The organism is Sphaerospermopsis sp. FACHB-1094, from assembly GCF_014696195.1.
Taxonomy (GTDB): Bacteria; Cyanobacteriota; Cyanobacteriia; order Cyanobacteriales; family Nostocaceae; genus Sphaerospermopsis; species Sphaerospermopsis kisseleviana.
The window spans coordinates 36,136-49,601 of record NZ_JACJPT010000033.1 but is presented as its reverse complement, the minus strand read 5'-3'; the positions used below and the strand labels follow the sequence as shown (position 1 = coordinate 49,601).

At 38.7% G+C, this 13,466-nt stretch carries 12 protein-coding genes; 5 read left to right on the top strand and 7 right to left on the bottom strand.

Annotated elements, in window-relative coordinates:
- The 4 genes from H6F47_RS12640 to H6F47_RS12625 form a co-directional block, all read right to left on the bottom strand.
- Positions 1-137, bottom strand: a 137-nt coding sequence (locus tag H6F47_RS12640) for a helix-turn-helix domain-containing protein (protein WP_190649442.1), incomplete at its 3' end; no start/stop codon positions are given.
- 563 nt (positions 138-700) lie between these two features.
- A complete protein-coding gene (locus H6F47_RS12635) occupies positions 701-1,345 on the bottom strand; it encodes a class I SAM-dependent methyltransferase (protein WP_190649440.1) in 645 nt (214 codons plus the stop codon).
- Between the two features lie 277 nt (positions 1,346-1,622).
- Complete coding sequence (locus tag H6F47_RS12630) at positions 1,623-2,222, bottom strand: MBL fold metallo-hydrolase (RefSeq protein ID WP_096566481.1); 600 nt, start codon at positions 2,220-2,222, stop codon at positions 1,623-1,625.
- 187 nt (positions 2,223-2,409) lie between these two features.
- A complete protein-coding gene (locus H6F47_RS12625) occupies positions 2,410-3,999 on the bottom strand; it encodes a glycoside hydrolase family 57 protein (RefSeq protein ID WP_190649438.1) in 1,590 nt (529 codons plus the stop codon).
- Positions 4,000-4,432: 433 nt separating this feature from the next.
- Here H6F47_RS12625 and H6F47_RS12620 point away from each other — a divergent pair, with 433 nt between their 5' ends.
- From H6F47_RS12620 to H6F47_RS12600, 5 genes are all read left to right on the top strand, one after another.
- On the top strand, positions 4,433-4,594 hold the full coding sequence (locus H6F47_RS12620; RefSeq protein WP_190346260.1) for a hypothetical protein: 162 nt from the start codon (positions 4,433-4,435) through the stop codon (positions 4,592-4,594).
- Between the two features lie 34 nt (positions 4,595-4,628).
- Positions 4,629-5,993, top strand: a complete 1,365-nt coding sequence (locus H6F47_RS12615) for a sedoheptulose 7-phosphate cyclase (protein WP_199291156.1) — start codon at positions 4,629-4,631, stop codon at positions 5,991-5,993.
- 217 nt (positions 5,994-6,210) lie between these two features.
- A complete protein-coding gene (locus H6F47_RS12610; protein ID WP_190649437.1) occupies positions 6,211-7,044 on the top strand; it encodes a class I SAM-dependent methyltransferase in 834 nt (277 codons plus the stop codon).
- Between the two features lie 213 nt (positions 7,045-7,257).
- Complete coding sequence (locus H6F47_RS12605; protein ID WP_190346262.1) at positions 7,258-8,586, top strand: ATP-grasp domain-containing protein; 1,329 nt, start codon at positions 7,258-7,260, stop codon at positions 8,584-8,586.
- Between the two features lie 209 nt (positions 8,587-8,795).
- Positions 8,796-9,818, top strand: coding sequence for a D-alanine--D-alanine ligase (locus H6F47_RS12600; RefSeq protein ID WP_190649436.1), 1,023 nt, complete (start codon positions 8,796-8,798; stop codon positions 9,816-9,818).
- A 164-nt stretch (positions 9,819-9,982) separates the two neighbouring features.
- Here the strand turns inward: H6F47_RS12600 and rsgA are convergent, their stop codons facing one another.
- From rsgA to dnaJ, 3 genes are read right to left on the bottom strand one after another with little or no spacing between them, the layout of a single operon-like run.
- Complete coding sequence (gene rsgA / locus H6F47_RS12595; protein WP_137667880.1) at positions 9,983-11,197, bottom strand: small ribosomal subunit biogenesis GTPase RsgA; 1,215 nt, start codon at positions 11,195-11,197, stop codon at positions 9,983-9,985.
- Positions 11,194-11,451, bottom strand: coding sequence for a sulfurtransferase TusA family protein (locus H6F47_RS12590; RefSeq protein WP_096566493.1), 258 nt, complete (start codon positions 11,449-11,451; stop codon positions 11,194-11,196). The genes rsgA and H6F47_RS12590 overlap by 4 nt, the downstream gene beginning before the upstream one ends.
- Positions 11,448-12,575, bottom strand: a complete 1,128-nt coding sequence (gene dnaJ / locus H6F47_RS12585) for a molecular chaperone DnaJ (RefSeq protein ID WP_137667881.1) — start codon at positions 12,573-12,575, stop codon at positions 11,448-11,450. Before dnaJ ends, H6F47_RS12590 begins: the two co-directional genes overlap by 4 nt.
- Positions 12,576-13,466 lie beyond the last annotated feature (891 nt).

The window sequence follows — 13,466 nt, the reverse complement described above, 5'->3', positions numbered from 1 at the left end:
AGTTTGTTATGTAATAATACCTGCTGACAAAGTGCTAATCCTTGATTCCAAGCGTGTCTGGCTACTCCTGCGTGTTGCGCCAGTAGTAGTCGTTGTTGCTTGTTAACTTTGAGTTGGGTTTTGAATCCTAGTAGCATACAGTGATTTTACTGTAATTCTGTCACAAAGCCAAAAGATGACAGGAAATTTTCAGCAAATGTGAGTATTTGTTAGTATTGGTTAAGAAAACAGTAACTAGCTACTAACCCCCCAACCCTTAGAAAGGGGGGTTAATCAGGGGTTTTGCTGACTATTACCGGTTCTATCAACGCTGACTAAGGGAATACCCCAGTCAAATCGAGCGTTAAAGTTTTGACTTACTAATAAACGCAAACCTACACCGACTCATGACAGCGATCGCCAAATCCTAAAATATTGGCGAAAAATTATCAATTTTTATCTATTTAGGTTTTGCTGAATAAATCCGAAAACTTTACAGGTAAAGGGTTTTAGCTATTTTGACTTGTACTGAGCGACTTGTACTGAGCGACTTGTACTGAGCGCAGTCGAAGTAAGTCGAAGTAAGCCGAAGTGCTTTCAAAAAGTGCAAGCTTTTATGAGGTGGCAACTGAAAAACCTTGCACTTAATTCCTACTTAAAGAAAAAATCGTTCCTATCCAACTCTTGAAACTGTCACCTGTCACCTGTCACCTGTCACCTGTCACTGGTCCTTCACAGATAACTTTTTCAGCAAACCCCATTTAGGTTTTGCAAAAATAGTTAGCAATACTGGACCCAATAAATAGTAATGACCTAAACACAAAAGTCCAGCATCAGATCCTAATTTTTCACGTTGTTCTTGATGATAAAATTTAACTGCAACCGGCGAATTTGCCATTAATTGAAAAGGGGATGTATTAGTAGTTATATCAACTAAATAAAAGCTTCCACCGGGAACAAGTACCCTGGCAATTTCACTTAAAACTTGTTCTGGTTGAGGATAATGTAAAAAACTGATAGTGTTAAAAACTGCATCAAATTGACCTTCAGCAAAAGGAAGTGATTCTGCATTACCTTCAATATAAATTAAGCGTGGACGGTGCTGATTACTTTGTCTGGCAACCCGCAACATTTGGGGAGATAAATCTAAACCAGTACCGCGTAAGTCAGGAAATTGACTGGCTAATCTATTTAATAAGCGTCCAGTTCCACAACCTAAATCTAAAACATTGGCATTGGCTGGGATTTCGATGTGGGAAATTAATCTTTTATGGATAGCTTGGTAAATAAAAGAAGGAAATGTCCAATCGTAACTTGATGCCCAACGATCAAATAGTTGTTTTTTATTATTGATAAAATTATTCATAGTTGTATGGGAATAGAAAATAGGTAAGAATTCAGGAGTCAGGAGTCAGGAGTCAGGAGTTAGAATGCTTATGAAATCAGGAATAGAGACAAGTGATATTTTCTGAAAATCATCATAACTTACTGGAAAAGCCTTTATTCTTCTGACTTAGAGTATTTTCTATCCTGAATCATTACGAAAGTAGCAATATTTTCTATTGTAATTTGAATTTGCTTTGATTGCAGAAAATCAAATACCCAACTTTTTCCAGAAGTCAGGTATCTTGTTGAATTACGAATTACAAAGTAGCTAAAAGTTCCTTTAATCTTTCATTTCCGTCCCGAAATACAGACCAACCATCTCCGACTAAAACAGCTTGTACTTTGGTTAATGTTGCTAATCTGTGAACAGAAGCAATAGCTTGTTTTCGATTTAACAGCTTGTCATCGGATAAAATAGTTAAAGTATCTGCTGAACGCGATCGCACTAAATCACCAATAATCAAAGTTGTGTCCTCTAGTAGTAAAGCTAGTTCACCGGGAGTTTTTGAACCTTGGAGTTCCATCACTTTCAGTCCTGGGACAAATTCTTCACCATCACTCAACCAGCGATCGCACGCTATTGGGAAATTTTCCTTTTCAGCTATCGGTGCTGCAATTTTCGCATAAGTTTGACTGGCAATTTCCTTAGCTGCTCGCAGATGATCCGAGTTTGTCAGGATAATCCAAACCACACCACCGAGAGATTCCAGATGATGCCAATCATGGTTTGATAAAGCTACTGGATCAATTAATATATTACCCTCTGGACGAATCCAGGCGAAGCCATTGAAATCAATATTTCTTGTCGGGTTAAAACAAGACCAGGTATATAAATCGGTACGGTGCAAAGATTTCATGATGATTCTGACTTGAGAACCTGCGATAGTTTGTGTCAATTAGGTAGCATCAATAATAATCTATAATAATCTATCATTGATACTCACCTAATTGCGAAAATTTTGCAATTTCTCTTGTCACAACCACCAGGAATGGAACTTGATCATCTCCAGGCTGGAAACCCAGAGATTGTCAAGCTGCGAAAAACTAAACGGGACGATAAACGCGATAGTTGATGCTGGGGAAAATATTATCCATTAATTCCACTTTTTCCAACCAACCGCTATCAACTTTACCGACTTTTACATCTTCATAGAGTTTATTAAATCTCATTAAGTGCGATCGCGTTCTTCTCACCGCATAGGGAACCATAGTTCCCGTCCGCATAATAAACGCCCAGTCAGAAGATTGCGCTAACAACAACTCCCGCGCTGCTTGGTTTAAAGCTTTCCATTGCAACTCATCCTCTGGTTCTAACTGGGAAATTTCAATCATCCGTTCCGCGGCTTTATGTAAATGCGGGTAAATCCAAGCATTAGTGTCATTTAACCAATATTCATGGAAACCTTTATAACCCCAACTGGACTGAGAAGGACGACAGACTTGTTGATTCTGGTTAGCTCGTAAATAATCAGCTAAATGGGTCATTTCATAAGTTCCCTGATCGTACCATGACTTACGGAACAGGTAATCAATAAACCAAGGACCCTCATACCACCAATGACCGAACAACTCCGCATCATAAGGAGAAACAATAATCGGAGGCCGTCCCATGATCCCGTGTAAATGTTCCGCTTGTCTTTCCCGATTATACATAAAGTTAGCAGCGTGTTCTGCGGATTTTTCCCTTGCCCAATAAGGATCATACAAAGCCTTATCAGAGAGACCTAAACCACGTCCAGTAATCTTATGATATTTAATTCCCGTATTTTTACGCTGTCCATTGGGCATGATATAGGGTTTGATGTACTCATATTCTGCTTCCCAACCCAAATCTTTATAAAATTCCCGATATTCAGCAGCACCGGGATAACCCACTTCCGAAGACCATACTTGTTGAGAAGATTCATGGTCACGACCAAAAGCAGCAACACCTGTTTCTGTAAAAATTGGCGCGTAAGTACCAAAGCGGGGACGGGGACGGGCGTATAAAATCCCATGTCCATCGGTGAGGAAATAACGCAAACCAGCATCCGCCAGCATTCGTTCCAAACCTTCATGGTAAGCACATTCAGGCAACCAAATACCTCTAGGCGCTTGACCAAAAGTTTCTGCGTAATGTTCACAAGCCACCTGAAGTTGCGCCCATACAGCTTGGGGATACATCTTCATTAAGGGTAAATACCCATGAGTAGCACCGCAAGTTATGATTTCTAGGTTGTTTGTATCTTGGTATTGTTTGAAAGCTGTTACTAAATCACCCTGATATTTTTCCCAAACCTGACGAGCTTCATTAAATTCAGTGGCGTAATGTTCAGCCAAATAACGCATATGTCCATTGTGGATATTGCGTTCTGCTTCCAATTCTATTAGTTCTTCTAACTTGGCTAAATGTTCATTATAGCGTTCTTGTAACAGAGGATCACGGAGCATGGAAACCAGAGGCGGTGTCATACTCATCGTGATTTTAAAGTCGATGCCGTCTCGCTTTAAGCCTTCAAATACTTTCAATAAAGGAATGTAGGTTTCTGTAATAGCCTCATAAAGCCATTCCTCTTCCAGCACATAGTCACTTTCCGGGTGACGAACGAAGGGTAAATGTGCATGAAGTACAAGTGCGACGTAACCTATAGACATAATAGTTTTGGGGTGGGTTGTAAATTGAAGGTCGAGAGTTTGGCAGAAATTAACAATATTTTAAGATGATATCGGGATCGTGAAGGAAGTTTTATTAGTCAAGCCCCACATCTGAGATTTGAGCAAAGAATATCTACCCGCAGATAGTTGTCATCAAGCAATCCCAAGTATTTTTCCTGAGTTATGTGTTGGCGATCATGTGATTATCATACAATAAATTATTTGGCAAGTATCTAGAACACTGAAAAAAATAGAATTTTTGTAAGTTAAAACAGTTTCTATTAATTTAATAAATACATAAACTTTTCACAAACTATAAGCAACAACTAAATGTTACTCTTTATTAAGAACATTAATTAAATCTAAAAACTTACTTCCAAATCACCACAGAAGATGAGAAAACTTAACATTTAGTTACATTTTCGGTGAAAGTATGAGTAAATTTGCTACCCAGCCGACTTGTTGGCAAGATGCAAATGTTAAATCTGAAACATCGGTTTATCTGATTGATGTTGTTGAAGCTTTTGCAAAAAAAAGACCTGTTCAAATAAATTCAATTTCTACAAGAGCAGAACTTTTTGATCTTCCATATTGACCAAATTACAAAAATCAGAAAAAGGCCAGTTGAAATGACTCCACAAAGCATATTACCAACCCCAGAAATTGCAGATAACTTATTAGTAGAATCAGAAAAAATCGAAAATTCCCTAGCGACTGACACCATCAGATTCACACATGGGGAAAAGTACCTCACATCCCAGTGGTATACGGGGTCTGGGGAAATAGCACATAAAAAAGATGGTCGTTCCTTTGAAGTTGCTGCTACATTCACATTAACAGCAGAAGTCAAAGTAGTAGAAGGAGTTTTTCAACCAGGAAACGAGATTTTAGCTAACATATATAATAGTCGTTGTCGTTGTGTAGCAGTGATAGACCAGACAGTTAACGAGTTGTATGGTGAGCAAGTTAGACAATATTTTGATGCTCATGAAATACCATTAGAAATGATGGTATGTCGTGCATGGGAAGCAGACAAAACCCCGGAAACAGTACACAAAATATTAGGGTTTTTAGGGAAAGACGGTTGCGATGTTTCCCGCAACGAACCTGTATTAATTATAGGTGGTGGTGTGTTAAGCGATGTTGCGGGTTTAGCTTGTGCCTTACAACATCGTCGGACACCTTATATCATGGTGGGAACAACAGTAGTAGCAGCTATTGACGCAGGTCCTTCACCCCGAACTTGTACCAACGGTAAACAGTTCAAAAATAGTATTGGTGCATATCATCCCCCCGTACTAACCTTAGTAGATCGGAGTTTTTTCCGCACCTTAGCAACTGGACATATTCGGAATGGGATGGCAGAAATTATTAAAATGGCCATTACCGATGATGCGGTTTTATTTGAGTTGTTGGAAAAATACGGACCCCGGTTGATAGAGACACATTTTGCGACTGTAGACGCAGATGAAGAGTTAGCAGAAATAGCAGACGAGATTATTTACCGTGCATTGTTCTCCTATATGAAACATGAGGGAACAAATATGTTTGAAACATATCAAGATCGTCCCCATGCTTATGGACATACATGGAGTCCCCGGTTTGAACCAGCGGTGAAGATGATGCACGGACACGCAGTAACAACTGGAATGGCCTTTGGTGCGACATTAGCGGTAGAGATGAACTGGTTAAAACCAGAAGAACGCGATCGCATTATTACACTATGTCAGTCCTTGGGTTTAACAGTGTATCATCCCATTTTGGAAGACATGGAGATCATGATCGAAGGTCAGAAAAATATGCGTCGGAAGCGGGGAGATGGTGGACTTTGGGCCCCTGTTCCCAGAGGTGGAATAGGTGCGTGTGACTATATTCAAGAAGTTGAACCAGAACTATTGGAAGCAGCAGTCAAAGCGCATAAAGCTGTTTGTAGTAATTTAGCAAATCACGGTGCTGGTGTGGAAATGTATTTGCAAGATTTGGGTTTGGAATAAAAAAGTCTAAAATCTAAAATCCAAAATTGTCTGATGGGTTTTCGTTGGTAGCATAACTTTTTTTGATTTCACGCAGAGACGCAGAGAACGCAGAGAAAGGAGAAGGTTAATTTTTTAATTTTTGCTCTCGTTTTTTGAGTTGTCTGTTATCTGTGTGATGAATTTTTCAAGTCTAGAATCTAAAATCCAAAATCTAAAATCTAAAATCTAAAATCTAATGACTGAAACTCTAACAAAAATCAACCAACCTAGACCTGTTACCCCTTTAGGTATTTTGGTTGAGGAACTGGAAAGAACATTAAAGATAGCGAAGCAGGAAAATGTTTCTGCGGAACTTGCGAACTCTTTAAAAAAGGTGTATGAGTTAGCAGCAGGAATAGATCCATATTTGGAAGAGAATACTACACAAGAATCACCAGAATTATCAGCATTAGCGAAAAAAACTGCTGCTGAAGATTGGAGTAAAATATTTGATGATGGTGAAACAGTCCGTCAGTTAGAACAGGAAATGTTATCTGGACATATTGAAGGACAAACTTTAAAAATGTTTGTGTCCATGACTAAAGCAAAACGCATTTTAGAGATAGGAATGTTTACGGGATATTCTGCTTTAGCAATGGCAGAAGCATTACCGGCAGATGGTGATATAATTGCTTGTGAAGTGGATGAATATGTCTCAGAATTTGCGAAGGAATGTTTTAAAAATTCAGAACATGGTAAAAAAATTAAAGTGGTAACTGCACCTGCAATAGAAACCTTAAAGAAATTAATTGCAGATGGAGAAACCTTTGATTTAGTTTTCATAGATGCTGATAAACCAGGATATGTAGATTATTTCAACCTGTTAATAGAAACCAACCTATTAGCAAAGGATGGATTTATATGTGTAGATAACACATTATTACAAGGACAACCTTATTTACCCAAAGAAAAAAGAACAGCAAACGGAGAAGCGATAGCGAAATTTAATCAAACAGTCACCCAATATCCCAGAGTGGAACAAGTCATATTACCATTAAGAGACGGTTTAACAATCATCAAAAGAAAATAGAAAATTGAATATTCAAATCCCCGACTTCTCAAAAAAACAATCATAAAATAAGACAACCAAACAAGTCGGGGTTCTTATCCCCAACAGAAAAACCCTCTCAAACCTCTTACCTTTGCGTCCTTTGCGTCCTTCGTGGTTCAATAAAAAAAGACAAAAACACCAAACAGAAAAACCCTCTCAAACCTCTGTGTCTCTGCGGTTCAATAAAAAAACATGAAAAAAATAAAATCTATCTTGCAAAACATAGGAACATTAATATTACTACTCCTAATGTTCCCGATCAACCTCACCCTAGTAATTACCGCATTTCTTACCAACATCATCACCTTACCATTTCAGAAAAAAATCACCTATGAAAACTCCAAAAACATCCTATTAACAGGTGGTAAAATGACCAAATCATTACAACTTGCAAGGTCATTTCATCGCGCAGGCCACAAAGTATTCATGGTAGAAACCCATAAATATTGGTTATCAGGACATCAATATTCCAAAGCAGTCAAAAAATTCCTCACAGTACCCGCACCCGAAAAAGATCCAGAAGGATATTGTCAAAGTTTATTAGACATAGTAAAACGAGAAAAAATAGATGTATTTATTCCCGTTTCCAGTCCCGTTGCGAGTTATTATGACTCCTTAGCAAAACCAATATTATCACCTTATTGTGAAGTATTTCATTTCGATACAGAAATGACAAAAACACTAGATGATAAATTTAGTTTATGTGAACAAGCGCGGGTTTTAGGTTTAACCGCACCCAAAGTATTTTTAATAACTTCCCCAGGGGAAATTATCAACTTTGATTTTTCCCAAGAACAAAATCCATACATTATAAAAAGTATTCAATATGATTCTGTGACTCGTTTAGATATGACGAAATTTCCCTTTGAAGGAATGAAAGAGTATGTGAAAAAATTACCCATTAGTAAAGAAAGACCTTGGGTAATGCAGGAATTTATCAAAGGTCAAGAATATTGTACTCATAGTACAGTCAGAGATGGAGAAATTCGTTTACATTGCTGTTCTAAATCTTCCCCATTTCAAGTAAATTATGAACAGGTTGATAACCCAGAAATATTCCAATGGGTACAAAAATTTGTCAAAGAATTAAATTTAACTGGACAAATTTCTTTTGATTTTATGCAAACAGAAGACGGAAAAGTTTACCCGATAGAATGTAACCCCCGCACCCATACTGCAATTACAATGTTTTATGACCATCCAGGGTTAGCGGATGCGTATTTAGAACCTGGGAAAAATCAACCTCATATAGAACCTTTACCCACAAGTAAACCAACTTATTGGTTATATCATGAATTGTGGAGAATCACAGGAATTAGGTCTTTTAATGATTTAACAAACTGGTTAAATAAAGTGATTAAAGGTAAGGATGCAATGTTAGATAAAGATGATCCTTTACCATTTTTAATGGTGCATCATTGGCAAATTGTGTTGTTATTGCTGCAAAATATGGTAAAATTAAAAGGATGGGTAAGAATAGATTTCAATATTGGGAAATTGGTTGAAATTGGTGGAGATTAAAAAAGTTGTAATTTGTAATTTCAAAACTTCGGAAATTTGGAACTTCTCAAAAATCATGTCAAAACTCAATCTTTTGTATTTATTTGTATTTAACAGTTTTCGTAGGTTGGGTTGAACAAAATGAAATCCAATAAACCATTAAAAACGTTGGGTTTCTGATCGTGAACCCAACCTACATAACTTTTGAAATTCTAAACTCTTAAAAAATCATGTCAAAACTCAATCTTCTCTACCTTACAGGGTCCCCAGAAAGTGATTTTTTCTGTAATTTATCACGACTGTATGCTCAAGACTCAATAAATGCGATCGCAAATAACCCAAACTATGATATTCACATTGCATATATTACACCGGATGGTAACTGGAAATTTCCCCATTCTTTGAGTTTTGAAGATATTGCAGACAGTCAACCCATATCCTTACCGGATGCGATCGCATGGATAATGACAAAAAACATTGATGTAGTTGTACCGCAGATGTTTTGTATACCGGGAATGACCCATTACCGCGCTTTATGTGATGTGTTAAAAATTCGCTATATAGGTAATACCCCGGAAGTAATGGCCATAACCGCGAATAAAGCGAAAGCTAAAACCATTGTAGCAGCAGCAGGGGTAAAAGTTCCTCATGGTGAAGTTTTGCGTCCTGGAGACATTCCCACCATCACACCCAAAGCAGTAGTAAAACCTGCAAGTTCAGATAACTCTTTAGGAGTGAGTTTAGTAAAAGACATTAAAGAATACGAAACCGCATTAAAAGAAGCATTCAAATATGCAGAACAAGTGATAGTAGAAGAATATATAGAATTAGGTCGAGAAGTGAGATGTGGGATAATCGAAAAACAAGGAGAATTAATAGGTTTACCCCTAGAAGAATATTTAGTAGACTCCAAAAATAAACCCGTGAGAGACTACGCTGATAAACTGAAATTAGGGGATGATGGTAACTTAAATTTAACAGCCAAAGATAATATTAAAGCTTGGATTGTAGATACACAAGACCCCATCACCCAAAAAGTACAAGCAGCAGCAAAAAAATGTCATCAAGCATTAGGATGTCGTCATTATAGCTTATTTGATTTTCGCATAGATCCGAATGGAGAACCTTACTTTTTAGAAGCTGGGTTATATTGTTCCTATTCACCGAAAAGCGTAATTCCTTGTATGTCCAAAAATGCGGGAATTTCTCTAGATGAGTTATTAGAAATAGCAATAAAAGAAACCTTAAAATGAGGAGTCAGGAGTCAGTAGTCAGAAGTCAGAAGAAAGAATAAAAAAGAAGTAAAGAAAAAAGAAAAACCCTAAAAAACCTCTTACCTTAGCGTCCTTTGCGTTCTTCGTGGTTCAATAAAAAAAGAAACAAACACCACACAGAAAAACCCTCTTAAACTTCTTACCTACTCCTCACTTTCTAAATCTAAATCTTGTAAACTTTGCACCTGAACCCGACGAGAAACCCGACGGTATTTCTTACTTTCCAACTTAGGTTCATACTTACTTTCACCCTTACCCTTAGCTTTCACCTTCAAAGTAGACTCAGGATCAGCTTGTTCTTTAAGATAAGTTTGATAAGCGATCGCATCACTTAAAAATTCCAAATAATGCTCATATCTTTCCCAGTCACTACCCACAATACAACCCGGTTCATCTCGATGTAAACAATCAGTAAAACGACAACTTCCACCTTCTAAACGTCTTCTCGCTTCAGGAAAATAGTAGATTAAATCTTCAGGAAGACAACTTAAATCAGGTTGATTAAAACCAGGAGTATCAGCTAACAAACCACCATCAGGAAGTTCAAATAATTCCACATGACGGGTAGTATGACGACCACGCGCTAACTTACCAGAAACCTCACCCACACGCAAATTAGCATCAGGAATTAACATATTAATTAAACTGGATTTTCCCACACCCGAAGGACCAGCAATCACAGTAATTTTATGATTTAAATAATTAGAAACTTCATTAATATTAATTTGATTTTGCACACTAATAAAAATTGATTGATAACCCCAACTTTCGAGGCGATCGCTAATTTCCTGTTGTTCGTCTTCTGTAATTAAATCACATTTATTTAGGCATAATAAAACATCTACCCCTGTAGATTCAGCCTTAATTAAAAACCTGCTTAACTGAAAAGGTTCTAAGGGAGGATCAGCAACCGCAAAAACCAAAAGAATTTGATTCACATTAGCGATCGCCGGTCGATCCAACTCACTGTTTCTTGGTAGAACATCAGCGATCGCACCCCTTCCCCCGGTCCAGTCAGGCTCTTCAATAACCACGCGATCGCCAACCATCACCTGTTGACCGATTTTTTTCAACCGAGTCCTGCGGGTACAGAGGAGACTGGAGACTGGGGACTGGGGACTGGTGACTGGGTTATTAATGTTTCCCTGCCTCCTGCCTTCTGCCTTCTGACTCCTGACTCCTGACTCCTGTACGGGCGAAGCATTCGGGCGACCAATTATCAATTTTTGTTCAAGGCTATTTTCCGAATGCTTCGCCCCTACGACTCCTTGATCTAACTGCACCCGATAAAAATTAGCCTGTACAGCTAACACCGTACCCAATAACTCCCCTGTAGTAGAAACACTATCTTCCATCATGCAGCAGTTACCGGACGACGTACAAGCAAAGAAAAATAACCAGAACAGTCAGTAATTTTTTCCACCTGATAACCAGCCATAGTTAAACTATCAGGAACTTGTTCAATAGGTTCACCCCCATCTAACCAGACTTCCAACAAACTGCCATCTGGCATTTGTTCCAGACGTAACTTAGTCCGGACAAAATTAATTGGACAAGGAGTACCACGCAAGTCCAACTGAGCATCAGGAGTTAACAGAGAAGATAGACTCATGACTTAAACAGATTTTCAAAAAATCCCCCACCTTTACCAGTTCTATCACCCTTAATTTTAGCTAGTTTTTCCAGCAGTTCCCTTTCCTCTGGGGTGATCTTCGTAGGAATATCAATTAACACCGTCAGCAAATGGTCGCCCCGACTCACAGGATTTCCCAAACGAGGTACACCACGACTTTCCAGTCTCATCACCGTATTTGGCTGAGTTCCTGAGGGAATAATCAACTCTACCGGACCATCAACAGTATTCACCTCCAAACGGCAACCTAAAATTGCTTGCAAGTAGCTGAGTTTGATTTCCGAAAGAACATTAATTCCATCACGCTGAAATTCTTCATCCTCATTCACAAATAAGTAAACATACAAATCTCCCGCCGGTCCACCTCGTTGGCCAGCATCACCTTCTTGGGAGATCCGTAAACGTGTACCATTATCTACCCCAGCGGGAATAGTAATTTTTAGCTTTTTCGTGACCTGATTTGCGCCTTTACCATCACAAGCATCACATTTATCTTCCACTACTGACCCAGTACCATTACAGGTGGGACAGGTAGAAACTTGGGTAAAGCTGCCAAAAGGAGTTCTAGTCACACGTCGCACCTGGCCAGAACCGCTACAAGTGCTACAAGTCCGGGGACGAGTTCCTGGTTTAGCACCAGAACCACTACAAACTTCACAAGTTTCTAGATGAGAAATGCGGATTTCCTTTTCACCACCAAATACCGCTTCCCGAAAATCTAACTTCAGGTCTAGACGTAAATCATCACCCCGTACAGGACCACTACGCCGTCTTTGCTGTGTAGGTCCACCCATTCCTCCAGCAAAACCGCTGAAAATGCTTTCAAAGATATCGGCAAAACCGCCCATATCCCCCATATCTTGGAAGCCAGCACCAGCAGCACCAGAAACGCCAGCTTCACCAAAACGGTTGTAACGCTCGCGGGTTTCTGGCTCAGACAGCACTTCATAAGCGCGGTTTATTTCCTTGAATCGTTCTTCCGCACCCGGTTCTTTGTTCACATCAGGGTGATACTTCCGGGCTTGGCGGCGATAAGCCTGTTTAATTTCTTCTTTGTCGGCATCACGAGAGACACCTAGAATTTCATAATAGTCGCGGGCCATAGAGCAAGGGTAAAAGTTAGAACTAATAAAGCAGAAATACCTAAAAGACTAAGGTAAAGGAGATAGAGACAACACTTAATTTTTGTTTATGAATTTATTTTACCTTTTACCTTTAACAAACATTAACAGTAAATCTTGATTAGCAGATACATTCATTGTGGTTAACGACAAAAGCAATGGCATGATGAGTCAATTTAGCTCGATCATCCTGACATTGCCTGAGCCGATCTCTTTTACAATTGTGCTACTTAGAACGACAAAAATAAGCCCATCAAATAGAGGGACTAACCGTACCTTATGGTGTGGAAATCCACCATATACTTTTAGTTTCATATTTAGTATGAGATCATCTACTTCACACTTAGCAGGAGTTAGCAGTCAGCAGTCAGGGAGAGAGGTTAATAACCCATTACCAATTACCAATTACCAATTACCAATTGCCCATTACCTAATCTATCGCTTCATAATCAGATATAGCCGTATTATCCTCATCAAAATCAAAATTGAATTGTGGTATTGACGTTGCTGTTGTGGAACTTTCTTCTACCAAAGTTAAGGAAATATCACTCAGGTCTTCTTCCTCCTCGTTTCCTCCCTCTGACGATGGGCTATTGACCGGGCTACTAACTCGTTTGTAAACATCTGCACCGATCGCAAACAGAGTTTGTTGAAATTCCTCTAATATTGACTTAAAAACAGATAGGGAAACATTAGGGTCATTTACATTTATTCAGCAAGCCCTACATAAAGCCATAGCATATATCTGCTACTAATGATAACGCCTAGTCTTTGATTAAACCCGCTTGCGGAAGGGCTGATTAACTTCAGTAAAGAGTCAACAGCCCTATCCTGTTTGAGAACAGTAATTTTTACCGCAGAATTGAGAATTTT